The sequence below is a fragment of the Mycobacterium sp. P4_H6 genome (assembly GCF_056400845.1).
In genome coordinates, this window is the sequence record NZ_JBFUKN010000035.1 from 26,579 (window position 1) to 45,890 (window position 19,312).

A 19,312-nucleotide genomic window follows, 5' to 3' on the forward strand; every position below is an offset into this window, starting at 1 on the left:
GCATGAGCACGCGTCAGCTGCTGCGCATCACCACCGCCGGTTCGGTCGATGACGGCAAGAGCACCCTGATCGGTCGGCTCATGCACGACACCGACAGCCTGCCGCTGGACCATCTGGAAGCCGTCACCGACGAGGAAGGCGTGGCGGACCTGGCTGCGCTGTCCGACGGGTTGCGCGCCGAACGCGAGYAGGGCATCACGATCGATGTGGCGTATCGGTTCTTCTCCACCGAGAACCGCAGCTACATCCTGGCCGACACCCCCGGCCACGAGCGCTACACCCGCAACATGTTCACCGGCGCCTCCAATGCACACGTGGCGATCCTGCTGGTCGACGCCCGCGCCGGCGTGCTGCGTCAGACCCGCCGCCACGCCCGCATCGCAAAGCTGCTGGGCATCAAGCATTTCGTGGCCGCCGTCAACAAGATCGACCTGGTCGACTTCGACCAGGCCCGGTTCGCAGAGGTCGAGCAGGAGCTGCGCCTGGTGGCTGAGCGGCTCGGCGGGGCGGAGCTGACCGTCATCCCGATCGCGGCCAAGCTCGGCGACAACGTCGTGCACCGCTCCGACAACACCACCTGGTACTCCGGGCCCACCCTGCTGGAATACCTTGAGGCCGTCGAGCTCTCGGCGCCGCACCCGGAGCCGTCCAGCCTGCGCCTGCCGGTGCAGTGGGTGTCCCGGCCCACCGCCGAACAGCGCCGCCGCTACACCGGGCGACTGTCGGCGGGCACCCTCAAGGTGGGCGACCCGGTGGTCAGCCTGCCGTCGGGCACCCGGTCCACCGTCACCGTCGTGGACACCCTGGACGATGAACGCAGCACAGCGGTTGCGCCACTGTCGGTTTCCATCGAACTCGCCGACGATATCGACGTCGGCCGCGGCGATGTCTTCGTCAGCGCCGCCGACGATGCAGTGCTGCCGGTGCTGGCCCGCGAGCTGGACGCCACCGTCTGCTGGTTCCTCGACGACCCGCTGCGCGCCGGTGACCGGCTCGCGCTCAAACAGGGCACCCGTACGGTGCGAGCCACCGTCCAGGAACTGCACACCAAACTCGACCCGGAGACCCTGGATGAGGTGGACGGCCCGGTCGAGCTGTCGCTCAACGACATCGGCTCGATCACCCTGCGCACCAGTTCCATCGTGGTCGCCGACTCCTACGCCGACAACCGGGACAGTGGCGCGTTCATCCTGATCGACGAGGTGTCCAATGACACCGTCGGCGCCGGCATCATCGCCGAGCCCCGCGAGGTCAAGCCCAGCGGACACAACCGTTCCGACATCAAGTGGCACCCGTCCTCACTGGATCGCGAATATCGTTGGGGAAAAACGGGACAACGCGGCGCGACTATCTGGTTCACCGGTCTGCCGGCGTCCGGCAAGTCGACCCTCGCGGTCGCGGTAGAGCGGGCGCTGGTGGAGTCCGGCCGGGTCGCCTACCTGCTCGACGGCGACAACCTGCGCCACGGCCTCTCCGACGACCTGGGGTTCTCCGCGGGCGACAGGGCCGAGAACATCCGTCGCGTCGGGCATCTGACGCGTCTGCTCGCCGACTCCGGGGTGGTCGCGCTGGCCTCGCTGGTGTCCCCGCTGAAATCCGACCGCGAACTGGCCCGCGCCCTGAACGACGCGGCCAAGCTGCCGTTCCTGGAGATCCACGTCGCCACCCCGGTCGCCGAATGCGAACGCCGCGACCCCAAGGGCCTGTACGCCCGCGCCCGGGCCGGTGAACTCAAGGGGCTCACCGGTATCGACGCACCCTACGAGCCACCGGAGAACCCGGATCTCGTCGTCGACACCACCGGCGCCGATATCGATCAGCTGGTCGCCCAGGTCATCGCGCTGCTCGACTAACGCACCTGTGCGACCACGAAGATCCGCCGGAACGGGAAGAAGGTGTGCCCGTCCGCGCGGGCCGGATAGGCCTGCGCCAGTTCGGGAATGATCGCCTCCCGGTACTGCTGCCACTGCAGCTCGGTGAGCCGCTCCTTCACCTGGGTCAGCGCGGTGCCCGTGATCCAGTCCAAAACCGGTGTCTCACCCTCCAACTCATGCACATAGGTGGTTTCCCAGGCATCCACCACGCAGCCGGCGTCGGTCAGCAGCCCGGCGTACTCGACCGGCGTGCCGACCACATCGGCGTCGCGCCACGGCATATCGCGCAGCGCCTCGACGAAAGGCTCACGGCGGGCCACCGCACGCACCGCGGCGTGCGAGGGGGCGTCGAAGTTTCCCGGCACCTGGAACGCGATCCACGATCCGGGCGCCAGTTGCCCGGCCCAGCGCACCACGAGCTCACGGTGTTCGGGCAGCCACTGCAGCGCCGCGTTGGAGATGACCACATCGGTATCGGCTTGCGGTGACCACTCGGCGATCCCACCGACGCGCACATCCAGACCACGACCGGTGGCCGCGGCAACCATCTCCGGTGAGGAATCCCAGCCCTGCACCACCGCGCCGGGCCAGCGCCCGCTCAGCGTCTCGGTGAGGTTGCCCGGTCCGCAGCCCAGGTCGGCCACCCGGCGGGGCTGCCGCGCGGCCACCCGGTTCACCAGGTCGAAGAACGGCCGGCCACGGTGGTCGGCGAAGGCCAGGTAGGTGTCGGGATTCCACATACTGACATCATCGACGGTGATGGATGAGGCAACAACGGTTCGGCGCATCTGGGAGTCTCTCGGGCTGCCCGGAATCATCGACGTACACACCCACTTCATGCCGAAGAACGTGATGGACAAGGTCTGGCTGTATTTCGACAGCGCCGGGCCGCTGGTGGGGCGGGAATGGCCGATCACTTATCGCGCCGATGAGAACGATCGGCTGCACACCCTGCGCGCGTTCGGCGTGCAGGCCTTCACCTCGCTGGTGTACCCGCACAAACCGCAGATGGCGGCCTGGCTCAACCAGTGGGCGGCGCAGTTCGCCGCCGACACACCGGACTGCCTGTCCACCGCCACCTTCTTTCCCGAACCCGGCGCGGCCCGGTACGTCACCGCGGCCATCGAGGGCGGTGCCCGGGTCTTCAAGGCCCATGTCCAGGTCGGTGGGTATGACCCGACCGATCCCCTGCTCGAGGACGTGTGGGGCGTGCTGGCCGACGCCGGGACACCCGTCGTCATCCACTGCGGCTCGGGTCCCGCCCCCGGCACGTTCACCGGTCCGGAGCCGATCGAGGCCGTGCTGACCCGTCATCCGCGGCTCCGGCTGATCGTCGCGCACATGGGTATGCCGGAATACGAGCCGTTCCTGGACATCTGCGAGCGCCATGCCGGCGTGCATCTGGACACCACGATGGCCTTCACCGCGTTCGCCGAGGAGACGATGCCCTTCCCACCCGGCGCGTACCCGCGGCTGCGCGATCTGGGCGAGCGGATCCTGTTCGGCAGCGATTTCCCGAACATCCCGTACCGCTACACCCACGCGATGTCGGTGCTCACCGCACTGCCCGGGATCGACGACGACTGGCTGCGCGGGGTGTTCCATCGCAATGCAGCCGAACTGTTCGCTTTACAGATACCCGACTGACTGACACCTTCATCCGGGCCGGGCTACCATCGGCGGGCCGCAGCGAGAAAGGCCAGCGACGTGACCGACGCGCCACCGCTCGATACCGCACCCGTTGATCCACCCATCCCGGTGCCCGACGTTCCCGGTGCCGACGCCACCGCGCGCGGACTGCCGCGGCGCAGCGACCTCACCCTCCAGCAGCGGATGGTCGTGGATGCTTCGGCCGTCGCCGATCTCGGCCTGCGCACCGCCGTCGCCAGCATCGTGGGTGCGGCGATGCTGCCGCGCCTGGCCGGTGCCGCCCTGCACCCGAACCGGGTCCACGGTGAGGACGCCGCACTCGATTTCTACATCGACCTTGCCGCACAGAAGGATCCGCTGCTGTCGTTCCCCGCACCGACGGCTCCGCCGCGGGTCTCGACGCGGCCTGCCAACCAGCTGGCGTCCTGGATAGCGCACGGATCGGTGAACAACATCGAGTTCGCCAGCAGCTTTCAGGCCGTCAATCCCGCACTGCGCGAGCAACGCGGCTCCTACGCCCGCAACAACGTCGTGCACGCCCAGCACTGGGTGCACGGCGACGGGCCGCGCCCGACGCTGTGCCTGATCCACGGCTTCATGGGGTCGGCCTACCTGTTCAACGGGCTGTTCTTCTCGTTGCCGTGGTTCTTCAAATCCGGGTACGACGTGCTGCTCTACACGCTGCCGTTCCACGGCAGGCGTGCCGAGGCGAACTCGCCCTACAGCGGGTACGGCTATTTCGCCGACGGGATGGCCGGGTTCGCCGAGGCGATGGCCCAGGCGGTGCACGACTTCCGTTCGGTGGTCGACTATCTGGAGTCCACCGGCGTGGATCGCATCGCGCTCACCGGGATGTCACTGGGCGGCTACACCTCCGCGCTGATCGCCGGGGTCGACGACCGGATCCAGGCCGTCATCCCGAACGTGCCGGTGGTGACACCCGAGGCGGCGTTCGACGACTGGTTCCCCGCTAACATGCTGGTGCGGTTGGGGAACCGGCTGACGGGCGTGGACAAGGCGAAAGCCGACGCGGCGACGCTGTTCCACTCACCGCTGACCTACCCACCCCTGGTGCCCAAGGACCGTCGGCTGATCATCGCCGGACTCGGCGACAAGCTGGCGCCGCCGCAGCAGGCCGAAATCCTGTGGCGGCACTGGGATCGGTGCGCATTCCACTGGTTCCCGGGTAACCACATCCTGCATGTCAGCCAGCCGGACTACCTGCGCCGGATGACGAGGTTCCTGCGGCCGTTCATGTTCTGACGCCCACGCCCGTCGGCCAGCGGAGTTCCTCGGCCAGCGCGGGGCCGGCGGGCTGATGGTCGCCGACACGCCGCGACGACAGCGGGTCCAGCGCGTCGAGCACCGTGCGCTGACGGCCGCCCAGCGTGGCCAGCCCGGAGATCGGCGCCGCTGATGCGGGGCGTTCGGCGGTACGCACCGCGCATACCGAAGCCATCGTGCCGGGACCGAATTCCACTGCGGTCCAGGTCTCCTCCGACGGATGCGCCCATACCGCGGCCAGCGTCTCCGGCAATGCGGCCGTCGGGATGCGGTAGGCCGTCAGGAATCCGGAGCCGTCGGTGATGGCCCGCCAGGTCTCCTTGGCCTCGCCGGACAGCGGTGCGGGACGGTCCCCTTCGTCGATGGCCGTCACCGCCCAGCCGTTCTCGCGCAGGTGGTCGGCCAGTCGCCGTCCGAGCACGTCGGCGGTGTCGTGCAACGGGATCCGCGGTGACCGGGCCTGCAGCGACCGCAGGTTATCGGCGGCGTCCAGCGTCAGGGTGATCCAGGTCTGCCGTTCACCGGCCAGGTCGCGGCTGGTGATCCGGACCTTGTCGCAGCGCAGTCCGTACCGGTCGGTGTAGCCGGCGATCAGTGCCACCGGGAGCTCATCGGATGCCGGTTCGTCGATACGCAGCAGCACCGTGGCGGTGTCACCCGCCTCGGCGACACCGGCCTCGGAGTGGTTGCCCCGCCAGATCGTCCATCGTCGCGCCAGCTTGGTGGTCGCGAAATCACCTTTCCACCAGGCGAACAGCAAGATCACCACGGCCACCGCGACGCCGAGGATCCAGCGCTGGGTCACCGTCTCGTACGGGTATGCCAGTGCGGCGGGCACGATGAACAGCAGCGCCAGGGCGAGTCGGGCCGTCATGCGGCTTTGTCCTTCCGTCGGTGTGCGGCGATCGCGGCGGTCACAAGGGCAGCCAGTGCGAGCACACCGGTGCCGATATACGCGACGGTCCGCGGTGTGGAGTCCTGCTGTACCGGTTCCGGCGGTGCCGCAACGGGTCTGGTCGTCTCGGCGGGGCTGCCCGGACCGGGCACATCCCAGGTCAGGGCGGCCACCGGGTCGACAGTGCCCGCACCCACCAGTGACGACGGCGAGCGGTCCGCGCCGCGCGCGGTACTGGTGAGCCTACGCACCACCTGTTCGGCGCTCAGTTCGGGAAAACGGCTGCGGACCAGGGCCGCAACGCCGGACACGTAGGCGGCGGCATAGCTGGTGCCGCTGACCGGCGCCAACTCGCCTTTCTCGTTGGGCTGCCCGTTGGCCAGCCCGCCGTCGGGGGTGTTGCTCACCGAGGTGATGTTCTCTCCCGGCGCGGCCAGGCCGAGCCAGGGACCGGACATGCTGAACGGCGCCGGCTGGCCCGCCGGGTTCAGCGCCCCCACCGACAGCACGTAGGGCTGCCACCACGAAGGCGTCGATACCGAGGTCACCCCCGCCCAGTTGCGCGGATCGTCCGGCCGGGCCGGGTCGGTCAACGGGTTGGCCGCACAGGCGCTTCCGCCGGCGATACCGCCGCCGGTGTTACCGGCCGCCGCGATGATCACCACGTCCTTCTCGACGGCCGCGTAGCGCAGCGCCGCACCGAGCGCGCTCTGATCGAGGGAAGTGTTCGCCGGGACACACGCCACCGACGAGATGTTGATGATGCGGGCGCCCAGGTCCGCGGCGCGTACCACGGCGCGCGCCAGCGTCGCGATGTCGTTGCTGGCCTCCACGATCACCGGGTCCTGGCCCGGCTGGTTCGGCGAGCCCGCCGGGGAATATCGAGCCGAGGTCTGCCGGATGGACAGGAGCTGCGCGCCCGGCGCGACACCGGAGAAACCGTCCGCACCCGGCCGGCCGGCGATGAGTCCGGCGACCATCGTGCCGTGTCCGTCGCAGTCGGTCAGTCCGTCGGTGCCGGCGACGAAGTCACCGCCGGRTTCGACATTGGGCAGCCGGGGTCCCGGTTGTACACCGGTGTCGATCACCGCGACCGTCTGGCCGTCACCGCGGCTGTGGCGCCATGCTTCGGCGAGGTCCAGCGTCAGCTGATTCGGACTGACGACACCGGGATCGGTGCCCGGGATCACCCCGGTCACCGTGCAGGTGCCGCGTTGCGCCATGGTCTGCACGGGCCCGGCGGCACCCGACGGGGGTGCGGTGTCGGCATCCACCTCGGGCGGGGTGATCGCGCCCGCGGCCGGGCAGCCGACCGCTGCGACCGCGAGAACCGCTGCCAGCACGGCGGTTCCACGACGCAGTAGCTGTGCTGTCACCTGTTCAGAACCCATTCGAACAGACCGACCAGGTAGGCGGCCACCGGAATGACGGAGGCGTCGACGGCGGAACTGGCGAAGCCGAACAGCCGGCGCGCGGGCAGCGAGTAGGTGTCCGGAGAGGCGATCCGCGGGTTCAGCGCGACCACGATCCAGACGACGGTCACGGCCACCAGGGCGGCCAGCGCCCACCAGGCCGCCGCGTACCGCTCGGTGATGGCGAAGGTCACCAGCAGCGCGGCGGGCAGCAGGAATGACTGGCTCAGCAGCCAGGCCTTGCACGGCGTCGAATCCCACACCCGGGCACGCAGAGTGGTGCCCAGCGCCGCCGCGATCACCAGCACCCAGGCCCACGGCGACGCGCCCGCCGAGCCGACGAGGATCAGCGAGCCGACCACCGACAGCAGGACACCGGCGGCCAGGAATCCGGTCTGGTGCGCGTCGGTGACGCGGATGCGGCGCGGCAGATCCTCCAACACGCGCAGTGGCTGCGCCGACGGGGTCGGATCGCCGGGAGCGGGAATGGTCGGCACGGGCAACCGTGCCCACAGTGCGGACAGACGCGCGGCCTGCACGGTCACCAGCAGCGCGAAGACGATGAGACCGGACCCGGTGCGGATGTCGGTCATGTCCCAGATGGTGGCCAGCACCGCGAACAGCAGCACGCCGAGTCCGAGCACCGTCGACGCGGTGAACGTGGCGATGGCGCGTTCGAAGACGACGATGCTGATCACCGACCAGGCGGCCACACCGGCGGCGGCCAAGAGCACCTGCGCGGCACCGAAATCGCCGGGGACGGCGAGCGCGAAGGCTGCGGCGACGGGGGTCAGCGCGGTGAGCGCGAGCGCGGTACCCAGGCCCGGGAACCGGGCCCGGGTGGCGAACGACGCGATCACGGTGACGGCGGCGATACCGGCGACGGTGAACAGTCCGGCCGAGTGCCCGCTGACGACCCGGGCGGCCGTCGCGAGGGCGGTACCCAGCAGGATCAGCGCGATGACGGCGACCGCGGCCGCACGCTGGATCTGCGCCGGATCCCACGGCCGTTCGCGTGCGGCGGAGAAGATGACGGCGGCATCGGCGATGTCCTCGATGATGCGCGGTGCGGCAGGTCCGTTCGGGATGGCCTGCAGCGCCAGCAGATCGCCGTCGACGACACCGACGGTGTCCAGCGTCGCGTCCAGGCTGAACGGTGCACCGCCGATGGGTGCCAGGCTCAGCCGTGCCGGAGCGCCCTCGGGGGCATCTGTCGACGGCAGCACGGTGCGCTGCACGGCCGGGATGATCTCGCGCAGCGGCAGTTCGGCAGGCAGCGCCATCTCGGTGAGCCGCCCGGCGCCGTCGGCGCCGTCCCCGGCGGCCAGCACGGCCACCCGCACGATCGGCATCACAGTGTTGTCGGGCATCGGTCTTCCGTTCTCTGGTCGAAATCTCGGTTCTGAAGCGCGCCGGGAAACCACGATCCGTGCGGCAGTGTTGCGATCAGTCTGTCGACCGCGGCGGCGATGGCCACCGCGGTTCCGGGTGCGAACGTGGACACCCATTCACCGTCAAAGGCTTTCGAGGGGCTCACCAGGATGCGGCCGGCCTCGGAGTCGACGACGCTCACGCCGACCTCGGTACTGACCCGGTGACCGTCTCGGTGTTCGCCTGCGACGATCTCCACGTAGCTCCGCCTGCCGGTGAACACCGCCTCCACCACCGGCCGTGCGGACGTCGGAATGCCCAGGTATTCAAGCACTTCGGTCAGGTCGGAGCCGGCTCGCAGCTTCTCGTCGGCGCGGGCCCCGGCCCGGACGGGTACGGTGAAATCGTCGAAGGACGCAGCGCGCCATCCGGCCAGGCCGGCCACCAGCACCGGCACCAGGTCGTTCGGGTGCAGCAGTTCCATCGCGGTGAAGGTCACCAGACCGCCGCTGCGCAGCGCGACCACCGAGGTCTCGTCGTGTCGCGCAACGAGACCGCGCAGCATGTCGCCGTGCGCTCCCACGATTCGTAACTCGAGCCACTGCCGCGCCCGGCAGGTCTGCTGAATCCACTGGGCGACAGCGGGATTGATGACTCCGCTGCCGGACATCACTCCCAGCTCGGTCAGCTCGGCAACCCGATCGGCCGCGAACTGTCCRGCGGCTGCCGGCTCGCTGTAGGGCGGCGTGATCGCCAGCACCCATGGGAACGAGCCGGAGCCGACCTCTTCTGCAATGAACCAGGCCTGCTCGACGGTCAGCTCGACCGCATTAGCAGCCATCTATCCCCATTTGGCGCCTTCTGCCCGGTCCCGGGCATTCATCGACATGGTGTTGGTCTCATGGGTGCTCGCCATCGCCTGGTACGCACGCACCAGCTCGGTCATGCTGGCGTTCCACTGGGCCYGCCAGGCCTGGTAGGTCATACCGGTGTCACCCTGCCAGGCGCCCGACAGCGCGGCCTGCTCGGCGGCGATATCCGCGCCGACCGCGTTCAAAGCGCCTGCGAAACCGTTCATCTCGGCTGACAGCGCGAGCATGGCCGGGTAGTTGTACATGATCTGCGACATGTGAATTCTCCTGGTCGGCTTGCGTTATCAGATCGAGGTGTAGGTGCTGGCGGCCGCCGCGTCCTGCGCGACGTAGGTGCCCGCTGCGTCGGCCAGGTTGACCTGAGCGATGTCGAGCAGGGCGTTCACCCGGGCCGAGACCTCGATGAACCGGGCGTGCGCGGCTTGGAAGGCGGCCGAGGACTCGCCCATGTGGAAGGCCTGCGAGGCCTGGGCGGCCTGCTCGGCCTGGGCGATGGTGCTGCGCATCAGCGCGGCCTTGGCGCCGAACGCCGATTCGGAGGCGACCAGTTGGGGGATGTGCGCGTCGAGCATGCTCATGGCGTTTCCTTTCGGGGGTATCTGTGGGCGATCTGGGGTGTCCGGGGTGCGCTCAGCTGTGCTGTCCCCCTCCCGGTGCCGACGGCTCGTCGGGACTCCAGGAGCCCGGCAGCATGGGATTGGTCGGCCCGTTGCCGAACGAGTCGCCGGTCAACTCGGTCATACCGGCGGCGGTGGTGTCCTCGCCGGGGACGGCACCGGTGAAGCCCATCGGTCCGGCACCGTGTTCGGAGGCCGTCACGCGGGGCTCGGGGCGCGGTCCGCGCGGCGCGGGATCCTCGTCGTAGTCCATGTATTCATCGGCGTAGGCGCGGTCCTTGATCTCGCCGCCCTTCTTGCGCCGACGTTTCCGGCGCTCGGCCGCCGACAGTGCTGCGGCCGAGGCGACTGCCGCCGACGAACCCGAGGCGGGTGCCTTGGCCGACGTGGTGTCGCGCACGGTCGGGCTGAAACCGCCGCCCGGGTGCCCGCCGTAGACCGCGTAGGCGGCCAGCGCCGGAGTGGCGGCCGCCGGTGCCGCCGCGGGCGCGCTCGCCGGCGCCGAGGCGGGGGTGCCTGCGGGAGCAGCGGACGGGGCCGGGGTACCGGCCGGCGCGACGCTTGCCACCGGCAACGTGGGTTCGCGCTGCGCGGCGGCCGGAGGCTCACCGAGATCCAGCATCGGCAGATCGGTGAACTTCGGCAGCAACTTGTCGATGATCAGGATGAGGCCGACGATGCCGAGGGTAGCCAGCGCAGGCAGTAGGAACGGCGCCGCCAAGATCATTCCCCAGGTGGGCCAGCCGACCAGGTTGAAGAACACCTGATAGGCGACCGCGAACAGGAACGGACCCCAGGTCGTCAGTGCCGCAGCGGGGTTGGTGAGGAAGTCGGTGAGCAGCGCCTGCAGGTTGCCGATCGGGTTCTGGATGAACTCGATGATCAGCTGACCACCCGGCACGTTTTTGAGGTACTGCTCCAGGAACTGCAGGATGAAGTTCGAGTCATTCAGTGCCGCAGCCGAATTGATGGCCTGGGCCTGCGCGAGCATCTGGGTGGAGGTCGCGCCGGCGCTACCCGCCTCACCGACACCGGGAGCCAGCAGCATCGGCGCCGGTTCCAGCACCGGCGTCGCCGCGACGGTGGCCGCGGACACCGCCTGATAGGTGGTCATGGTGGTGGCGGCCTGGATCCACATCCGGACGTAGTCGGCTTCGGTGACCGCGATCGGGATGGTGTTGATACCGAAGAAGTTCGTGGCCAGCAGCGTGCCGTGCAGGGCATGGTTGGCGGCCAGCTCGGCCAGTGTGGGCATGGTCGCCAACGCGGTGGTGTAAGCGGCTGCGGCGGTCTCGTGTTGGGCCGCGGCGACCGCGCTCTTCGCGCCGGCCTGCGCCAGCCAGATCAGGTATGGCTGGTGGGCGGCAACGTACTGCTCGGAACTCGGCCCCTCCCACGCGCCGGCGGCCACACCACCCAGCGTGGAGACCAGTTCGGCTGCCGCGGCGGCGTATTCGGCGCTCAGTGACTGCCAGGCTCCCGCGGCGGCAAGCAGCGACCCGGGACCCGGACCGCTGCTGAGCAGCGCCGAATGAACCTCGGGCGGCAGTGCCATCCAGACGGGAGCGGTCATCTCAGCCGCCGCGCGCGATCAGGTAGGTCGACGCGGCCAGCGCGTCGCCGGTGGCGTAGCTGGTGCCGGACTGCGCGACACCCATCCCGGCGCGGCCCAGCTCCTCCACGGCCAGCGCGGCGACCGCGCTGTGCTCGTTACCGGCGGCACTGAACCCGGCGGCCGTCTGCAACGACACCGGGTCGGCTGCCGGCGGCACCACCACGTTCACCACCGGTGCCGCGGCGGCGTGCGCGGCGGCAAGCCGCGCGGTCAGCGCTTCGACCGCCGAACCGGCGGCGGCCAATCCTTCGGGAACCACGCGCAGAGTCATCAGCTATATTCCTTTCCGTTCGTACCGGCAGGCGAAACTCCCTCGGGCACGAGGGGGTCCACCAGTTGCACATAGGTCGCCTCTTCGCTGTCGCCGAGCAGCATCGCCCGGCCCGCCGGCAGCCGGCTGAAGCGCATGCCCCGCAGTTTGCCGCCRTCGGCGGGACTGCCCGACAACATCACGGTAGTCGCCTGTAGATCGTTGAGGCGGCGCAACAATGGCGCGGTCATCACCGCGTGCGCCGATCCACTGGCTCTGGCGGTGACGATGACCCGCAGACCGAGGTCGCCGGCCTCGGCCAGCAGCCCCAGCAACGGGCTCCACGGCCGCTGGCCCGCGTACGGACCGCTCACCGCCGGACCGTCGGGGATCTGATCGACATCGTCGATGATCAGATAGTGGGTCTGCCCCTCGAAGCTCCAGCGGCGCAGGTCCTCCGAGGACAGGCCGGCCGTCGGGCGGCGCTTCTCGATGAGCGCGGACAGGCCCAGCATCGCCGGGGTGATCCGGTCGATGTTCGGCGTGTACTCGTTGTCGGGGAACAGCGGCTCCTCGACCAGGTGCAGGCGCCGGTCGATGACCGTGAAGGCCACCTGATCCGCGGTCGAGTTGTCCCGGATGGTGCGGATCAGATGCCGCAGCAGGGTGGTCTTGCCCGATCTGCTGTCGCCGAACACCATCATCAGCGGGTTGCGCGCGAAGTCGATCGCCACCGGGCGCAGGTCTTCCTCACGCTGCCCGATGACGACCTGCTCCGGGCCCACATAGATCCTGCCGACGGCGGCGGGGGTGAGCTGGGTGGGCAGCAACCGGATCGCGGGGGCGTGCTCGCCGGGATGGCGGGCGTTGATGACCGCGATATCGCGCAGGTCCGGCACCGCGAAGAGGAAGTGTTCGGCGGCCATGGTCAGGCCGCGTCCCGGCTGATCGGCGGGCACACTGTCGGCCGGGCGGGTCAGCGCGCCGACCACCCGGACATTGCTGTCGTGGGAGTCGTTGAGCTTGAGCTCAAGTCGCAGCCCGAGGCCGTCACGCATGGCCAACGGCACTTCGAGCCAGTTCGGCGTGGTGATCACGACGTGGATGCCATAGGACAGCCCGGCATTGACCAGCTCGGTGACCCGGGCCAGCAGCGGGTTGCGGGTGTTGAAGGTGTCGATGTTGTCGCGGCTGAACGCGTACAGGTTGTCGATCACCAGGAAGACCTCGCCGTAGCCGTCCTCGTAACCGCCCGAGCCCGGGCGTGCCCCGGTCTCCTGGCGGGTGCGCAGCAGCTGCTCCAGCTCGGCGAAGGTGCGCCGGATGAGCTCGGGTTCCAGCGGCGTCGCGACGGCGCCCACATGGGCCAGGTCGGCGACTGCGCGCAACTGGCCGCCGCCGTAGTCCAGGCAGTAGAAGCTGACCTCGCCGGGCGCGTGCAGCGCCGCGGCCGACAGCATGAAGGTCTGCAGCGCAGTCGACTTGCCCGATTTCGGTCCGCCGTGGATCAGTAGGTTGCCCGCCGCGGTGCCGGCGTCGAACACCAGCGCGTCGCGGCGCATCTCGAAGGGCTTGTCGATTTCGCCCAGCGGCCAACGCCATGTGCGTTCGCCGATCTCGGTGCGCGCCAACAGGTCGACGAGCGGAATGGCCTCCTCCAGCGGGGGCAGCCACAGCTGCGGTGCGCGCGGGCCGTAGTTGGCCAGCTGGTCGCCGATGGTGGCGATCAGCTTGCGCGGCGGCGGGACGTCCTCGATCTCGCCGGTGACGATGACGGTGTCCGGCGCCGGTTCCACCCAGCCTGCGGTGAACAGCTGCGGTTCTGGCACCGAATGCACGACCACCGAGTGGGCGGTGCGCGGCGGGTCGTAGATGCCGTCGACGTAGGTGCTGCGGAACTTGACCGGGTTCGCACCGGGTGCGGGCACCAGGAAGCCCTCACCCTTGTGCTCGCGGCCCGACTCGATCTGGAAGGCGTCCTCGGTGCCGATGATCTGACGGCTGATCGACGGGCTGGCCACCTTGAGGCCGATGCGGTACGAGGTGTTCTTGTCGATGTCCTTGATGCGTCCGACATCCAGCGTCTGGGACGCGAACAGGATGTGGATGCGGAACGAGCGTCCCTTGCGGGCGACGTAGTCGAACAGCTCCGCGTACTCGGGATGCTCGGCCAGCATCAGGGTGAATTCGTCGGCCACCACGAACAGCGTGGGGATCGGCGCCAGGTCGTGGCCGGCGGCGATCGCCGTCTCGTACTCGGTCACGGAGTTGAAGGCGCTGCCCTGAACGCGGCGCCCGGCCTCTTTCAGCAGTTGCTCACGCCGCGCCACTTCGCCGCGCAGGGTGTCCGCGAAACGGTCTGCCAGTGAACGCTTCTCGGCCATGTTCGAGATGACGGCGACGACCTGCGGGAAGTGCCGGAAGATATCGGCGCCGGCCTCACCCTTGAAGTCGGCGTAGATGACGATCAGCCGTTCCGCGGAATGCGTGGTGAGTAGCGAGAGCAGGATCGACATCAGCGTCTGGGACTTGCCCGATCCGGTCATACCGATCATCAGGCCGTGCGGGCCCATACCGCCCTCGGCCTCGTCCTTGAGGTCGAAGATCAGCGGTTCGCCGGTCGCGGTGACCCCGATGGGCACCCGCAGCTCCTCGTCGCGGTGCCGCGGCGCCCACAGCGCCGCCACGTCGAGTGCGGAGGCGTCCGGGATACCGAACAGCGTGGTGAAGGTCGTCGCGCCGGTGGCTGCCGTACGGGCCTGCTCCGGGTTGGTGTCCCAGCGTGCCAGCCGGCGTGCCAGGTGCGCGGCCTGCGCATCGGAGAATGCGTCCGCGGTGTCGACGTAGGGCTGCCAGCCCCCGGTCTGCCACCGCTCGATCTTGCCGTCGGCAATCTTCAGGATGGGCCGCTCCGGGTCCGAATACTGTTCGCGATGCGGCTCTTTGGCGGACCGGTGGATCAGGGTGACACCTGCTGCGCCGGTGCGGCCGACGACGGCGTCGGGATCGGCGTCGGGATCGTCAAGCAGCACCAGCAGGTGCTTGCCCGAGGCCAGTGCGGCGCCATTGAAGGCGTCACGCTCGTCCAGCACCGGGGCCAGCAGACCGTGCAGGCCGTCGGCGGTGGTGGCCAGGTACCGGGCCGGGCCGACACCGTCGGCCTTGCCGGGAACGTCGGTGTGCGGCAGCCACTTCAGCCAGGACCAGTCCGATGCCTCCAAGTCCGGGGCCGCCAGCGCCACCCCGAGCACCGCCGGGTCATGCCAGGTGACCGCCTGGGCGACCCAGGCGCGCAGGGCGTCCCGGACTTCGTCGGGCTCACCCAGCACGGTGATGCGGGAAACCTTGGCCAGGTCGATCCCGGTCGGTGCGTTACGCACCGTGCGGTGCACATCGAGCAGACCACGAAGGGTGGTGTGCGCCACCGGTTCCAGGTCGATCTCGTCGGCGGCGTCCTTGACTCGCAGCGTGGTGTTCAGCGGCACATCGGTCAGCCCGGTCCGCACCACCAGGAAATCGCTGTCGCGGGGGTCGCGCTCCCACTGCCTGCGGGTGCCGGGCACCGCGGCGAGCAGATCCGGCTCCGGGTGCGACCACTCCAGTGCCGCAAGCTGATCGGCGGCCTGCGCGCGGACGTTGTCCCGCACCACCGACAGGTAGCGCAGGTAGTCGGCGCGTTCGGCATCGACCTCCTCGGTGCGCAGCTTGTTGTCGGATCCGCGGTAGAGCGCGGTCGCGGCGAGCAGCAGCACGAACGGGAAGAACAGCATCGTCGGCGAGATCATCCGCATTCCGGTCGCGAACAGCGCCACGATCATGCCCACGATCAGGATGACGATCAGGTACGGCAGCACCCTGCGCAGCAGCGACGGCGGCACCAGTCGGGGCAGCGACGGCGGCGCCTCGATGGTGATGGTGCCCTTGCGCGCCTCCGGCGCGGGCAGGCGGCGGCGAGCCTCGAAGATCAAGCGACTCATCAGTTTTCTCCCTCGCGGCCGGACGCGACCGCGGACGACACGGCATCGTGCGCGACGAGCGCATCCGCCCTGGAAAGAGTGGGCCCGGCCGCGAACTGGGTGAGCACCGACCACGGCACTGCCAGGGGCGGCGGCGTCAGACCTAGCGCAGTAACGGTTTTGGCATCACCGGAGGCATCCACGCCGTACCGGACGCCGGTGTCGCTGACCCAGAAGGCCGATCCGGCGGGTGGTGCGCCGGCATCGGACCCGACGGATTGCACGAAATAACCGCTACCGGGGGCGAGCGCAACCCGGTTGGCGGTCGATCCGCCGCCGGCGCCGACCAGGTCCACGGTGCGCAACCCGTCGGGCAGTGGCAGCGCGGCACCGGCGAGCAGGCTCAGCGAGCTCTCGGTCGCGTCGGCAGGCTTGGACCAGTAGGCGCAGGTGACCGGCGCCGGACCGGGCTCCACCAGGGTGACCTCATCGGCCGGGTAGGCGTTGGTGTCGATACCCCCGACGACCGGCAGCTTCGCCACGTCGTCGGCACCCAGGCGTGGCGGCTGCTGCAGCCCATAGGAATTGGAGTTCCGCAGGATCGCGGCCAGCACCGGCGACACCTGCTGCAGGCCGTCGGCGTGCACCGCGAAGTAACGGATCGTGTTGTCGGCTTCATAGGCGGCGACGAYGGCTCCGACCGGGGCCGGTACCGGCAGGGCGAAGCGCGGTGGCTCACCCGCGCCGGGCAGCGCCGGGGCGACCAGCGGAGCGGACTCCGGGATGGCGTTGAACAGGCCGGGCGCGATCACGCGCGGTGCGGGGATGTCGGTGCCCAGCCCGAGGGCGTCGGTGACGGCCCGGTTGCCCAGGTCGATGGGGCTGCGTTTGCCATTCCACAGCAGCCAGGTGCCGGAGTGCACGCCGCCGACGTTCTGCACCAGGACCGCGCGGTCATCGGGCAGCGCGGTGGCCCGCTCGCCCTGCTCGTCCGGGGTACCGGCGATCACGGTGACGCCGGTGGCGCTGCCGGTGACGGCGTCGCACACCGTCCAGTCGGCGTCACGAGAGGTGTTCTGCACCATTCGTTCCGGGGCGCCGGGAATGCCGATCAGGTTGCCACGGGCGAACTTGTCGATCTCGCTGCTCTTCACCGTGGTCGGGTTGTCGGCCTGGCCGGCGATCAGCCGGGCCGAGGTGAGGTTGAGCGCCGGGTGCACCACGTCACCGATGCGCACATACAGCGCGGAGGTGTCGCGGTCGGCCAGGATGGTCGAGCTTCCCGCGTCTCCGCCGGGGCGGATCAGGGAGAACACGAAGCAGCCTGCGACGACGGTGACCGATACCAGGGCGCCCACGAGCACCGCGCGGTTCTGGGTGCGCAGCGGGTCGACGAGCATCCGGGTGTCGTGCAGCGCAACGCCGGATGCGATGCGGCGCATGACGAATCGCCAGCCCGAGACCTGGTGACGGGTGACGAAGCCGCGACGGTAGGCGACACGGTCGGGGTTCTCGTTGACCGGTGTGCGCGAGGTGAACTCGCGACGGTCCTCTGGCGTCTCACTCATTTCTGCGGCACCGAAAGCCCGAGCCCGCGCAGCAGCGGGGCGGCCGAGCGGCTCACGTCGTCGGCGGTGATCGCCATCAACTCTTCATCGGTGAAGTCGTCGGAATCTGAGTGGTCCAATCGGTATTCGCGCTCCTCTTCGGAACGCTCGACAAGGTTTCGGACGAACCGGCCGTTGCCCGCGATATCGAGGCTGCGCCGCGCGGTGCCGGTGGCATCCGGGGTGGTGCTGGCGGCCAGATGGGCGAACAGTGCCTCCATCTCGTCGTGGGCGACCTGTTCGAAGACGCTGTCGCGCTTCTCCGCCATCCGGGTCGCCATCTCGACGAGTTCCGGTGCGCTGTAGGACGGGAAGTCGATACTGCGGGTGAAGCGGGATCGCAGACCTTCGTTGGTGTCCAGGAAGCGGTCCAGGTCGGCCCGGTAGCCGGCGACGATGACGACCAACCGGTCGCGGTCGTTCTCCATCCTGGCCAGCAGGGTGTCGATGGCGACCAGGCCGAAGTCGTTCTTGGCGCCGGTGGACACCAGGGCGTACGCCTCGTCGAGGAACAGCACGCCGTCCAGCGCGCTGTCGATGATGGCGTTGGTCTTGGCCTCGGTCTCGCCGATGTGCTGGCCGATGAGGTCGGCACGGTGCACTTCGCGGACCGTCTCCTTCTTCAGAAGTCCGAGCCCGCAGTAGATCTTGGCGACCACCCGGGCGATGGTGGTCTTACCGGTTCCCGGCGGACCGGCGAAGACCAGGTGGTTGGTGCGCTGGGCCACGGTCAGCCCGCGTTCCTGGCGCCGGATCGACATGGCCACCGAACTTTTCAGGCGTGCGACCTGATACTTGACCTCTTCGAGGCCGATGAACTCGGCGAGTTCGGCCTCCGCCTCGATGAGCAGGTGCGCCTTGCGTTCCTTGGCACCCGGGTCGACGAAGTCGGACTCCCCCGGTTCGGTCGCGGGGTCCCACGGATTGCTGCGGGCCTCGATCCGCGCAGCGGTGGTGGTGTCCAGCCCGAATGACTTGTCCGACAATGCCTCTTCCACCCCGGCATGCTCGGGGTTGGCGGCGTACAACTCAGCCAGCACGTCGGCGGCCTCGTCGTCCTCGCCCTGCGCCCGCAGGCACAGCCCCTTCACCAGACCACCGTCGACGGCGGCGACCGGGACGGGACCCTCCGGGTTCTCCAGGTGCGACAGCGCGGGGGCGAACATTCCCAGGTTTGCCAGCGCGATGGCCAGCGTCACCCGGGCGGCGTGGGCGTAGTGCTCGTCGAGCTTGGGGTCGTTGACCACCGGGGTGAGCGTGCGCACCACATCCGACCAGCGCCGGCTGCGGTGATAGAGGGCCACCCGGACCCAGCGCGCCTGCAGCCAGGCGGGACGGCGTGAGATCAGTTCCCCGACAAGCTGATCGGCGTCGGCGAAGTCACCGGCCTCGCCGAGTGTGGCGGCATAGGCCAACACGATATCGTCGCGACTGGTCGCGCGAAACTGCAGGTACAGTCCTGTGTCGTAGGTGAATCCGAGATCCTCGGCGCCCAGGTCGATTTCGCGGGTGAGCGCGCCGAGGGTGCCCAGGGTGCGCCAGATGGTGGTGATGACGCGGCCGGCGTTCTCGCCTGCGCCGGCGGCCGCCAGTCCGATCCAGGCGTCGCACTGTTCGCGGGCGATCCGGGTCAGCTCGGTGAACCCTGACCGCGCGGCGGCCAGGTCCGCGGGCCGCTGCCGGTCGTTGACCGACAGGCCCAGCGATCGACAACAGGTCGCGAACCTGTTCACCACGTCGCGATCGACGCGGGTTCCCCCAACGCTCGAGGTGAGCGTGTCACTGACCGTGTCCATATGTCATTCGCAAAGAAGCACACGCCCCCCTGCCGTCTCCTTTGGTATGGCTAGGCTAACTCCGCCGAAGTTAGCATTGCATTAACTAACCTGTCGAGACGTTCGGGGTCGGC

15 protein-coding genes are annotated in these 19,312 nt (G+C 69.3%); 3 read left to right on the forward strand and 12 right to left on the reverse strand.

Annotated features, from left to right (window positions below):
• Nucleotides 1–2: 2 nt before the first annotated feature.
• Nucleotides 3–1,853 carry an adenylyl-sulfate kinase gene (cysC, locus tag AC1DTF_RS16250; protein ID WP_477474806.1) on the forward strand — a complete coding sequence of 617 codons (1,851 nt, stop codon included), beginning with the start codon at nucleotides 3–5 and terminating at the stop codon, nucleotides 1,851–1,853.
• Here the strand turns inward: cysC and AC1DTF_RS16255 are convergent.
• The gene (locus AC1DTF_RS16255) at nucleotides 1,850–2,614 is read right to left on the reverse strand and encodes a trans-aconitate 2-methyltransferase (protein ID WP_477474807.1); all 765 of its coding nucleotides are present in this window, start codon (nucleotides 2,612–2,614) and stop codon (nucleotides 1,850–1,852) included. The two genes, cysC and AC1DTF_RS16255, sit on opposite strands and share 4 nt — an antisense overlap.
• Before the next feature lie 19 nt (nucleotides 2,615–2,633).
• Between AC1DTF_RS16255 and AC1DTF_RS16260 the strand changes: the two genes are divergently transcribed.
• Together AC1DTF_RS16260 and AC1DTF_RS16265 are read left to right on the forward strand one after the other, a co-directional pair.
• Complete coding sequence (locus tag AC1DTF_RS16260) at nucleotides 2,634–3,521, forward strand: amidohydrolase family protein (RefSeq protein ID WP_057170417.1); 888 nt, start codon at nucleotides 2,634–2,636, stop codon at nucleotides 3,519–3,521.
• 60 nt (nucleotides 3,522–3,581) lie between these two features.
• Nucleotides 3,582–4,787, forward strand: a complete 1,206-nt coding sequence (locus AC1DTF_RS16265; protein WP_477474808.1) for an alpha/beta hydrolase family protein — start codon at nucleotides 3,582–3,584, stop codon at nucleotides 4,785–4,787.
• On the opposite strand, the gene eccE is transcribed toward AC1DTF_RS16265, so the two are convergent.
• From eccE to eccA, 11 genes are read right to left on the reverse strand one after another with little or no spacing between them, the layout of a single operon-like run.
• Nucleotides 4,777–5,682 carry a type VII secretion protein EccE gene (gene eccE, locus AC1DTF_RS16270; protein WP_477474809.1) on the reverse strand — a complete coding sequence of 302 codons (906 nt, stop codon included), beginning with the start codon at nucleotides 5,680–5,682 and terminating at the stop codon, nucleotides 4,777–4,779. The genes AC1DTF_RS16265 and eccE overlap by 11 nt on opposite strands.
• On the reverse strand, nucleotides 5,679–7,094 hold the full coding sequence (gene mycP, locus AC1DTF_RS16275; RefSeq protein WP_477474810.1) for a type VII secretion-associated serine protease mycosin: 1,416 nt from the start codon (nucleotides 7,092–7,094) through the stop codon (nucleotides 5,679–5,681). Before mycP ends, eccE begins: the two co-directional genes overlap by 4 nt.
• Nucleotides 7,076–8,485, reverse strand: coding sequence for a type VII secretion integral membrane protein EccD (gene eccD / locus AC1DTF_RS16280; protein WP_477474811.1), 1,410 nt, complete (start codon nucleotides 8,483–8,485; stop codon nucleotides 7,076–7,078). Before eccD ends, mycP begins: the two co-directional genes overlap by 19 nt.
• On the reverse strand, nucleotides 8,467–9,327 hold the full coding sequence (locus tag AC1DTF_RS16285; RefSeq protein WP_477474812.1) for an ESX secretion-associated protein EspG: 861 nt from the start codon (nucleotides 9,325–9,327) through the stop codon (nucleotides 8,467–8,469). Before AC1DTF_RS16285 ends, eccD begins: the two co-directional genes overlap by 19 nt.
• A complete protein-coding gene (locus tag AC1DTF_RS16290) occupies nucleotides 9,328–9,615 on the reverse strand; it encodes a WXG100 family type VII secretion target (RefSeq protein WP_477474813.1) in 288 nt (95 codons plus the stop codon). It abuts the gene before it with no gap.
• Nucleotides 9,616–9,642: 27 nt separating this feature from the next.
• The gene (locus tag AC1DTF_RS16295; protein ID WP_057170424.1) at nucleotides 9,643–9,936 is read right to left on the reverse strand and encodes a hypothetical protein; all 294 of its coding nucleotides are present in this window, start codon (nucleotides 9,934–9,936) and stop codon (nucleotides 9,643–9,645) included.
• Nucleotides 9,937–9,988: 52 nt separating this feature from the next.
• Complete coding sequence (locus AC1DTF_RS16300) at nucleotides 9,989–11,548, reverse strand: PPE domain-containing protein (RefSeq protein ID WP_477474814.1); 1,560 nt, start codon at nucleotides 11,546–11,548, stop codon at nucleotides 9,989–9,991.
• A 1-nt stretch (nucleotide 11,549) separates the two neighbouring features.
• On the reverse strand, nucleotides 11,550–11,861 hold the full coding sequence (locus AC1DTF_RS16305) for a PE family protein (protein WP_057170426.1): 312 nt from the start codon (nucleotides 11,859–11,861) through the stop codon (nucleotides 11,550–11,552).
• Nucleotides 11,861–15,817 carry a type VII secretion protein EccCa gene (gene eccCa / locus AC1DTF_RS16310; protein WP_477474815.1) on the reverse strand — a complete coding sequence of 1,319 codons (3,957 nt, stop codon included), beginning with the start codon at nucleotides 15,815–15,817 and terminating at the stop codon, nucleotides 11,861–11,863. The genes AC1DTF_RS16305 and eccCa overlap by 1 nt, the downstream gene beginning before the upstream one ends.
• Nucleotides 15,817–17,364 (reverse strand): type VII secretion protein EccB, encoded by a 1,548-nt coding sequence (eccB, locus tag AC1DTF_RS16315; RefSeq protein WP_477474816.1) that lies wholly within the window; start codon nucleotides 17,362–17,364, stop codon nucleotides 15,817–15,819. Before eccB ends, eccCa begins: the two co-directional genes overlap by 1 nt.
• Nucleotides 17,361–19,199, reverse strand: a complete 1,839-nt coding sequence (gene eccA / locus AC1DTF_RS16320) for a type VII secretion AAA-ATPase EccA (RefSeq protein ID WP_477474817.1) — start codon at nucleotides 19,197–19,199, stop codon at nucleotides 17,361–17,363. The genes eccB and eccA overlap by 4 nt, the downstream gene beginning before the upstream one ends.
• Between the last annotated feature and the right edge of the window lie 113 nt (nucleotides 19,200–19,312).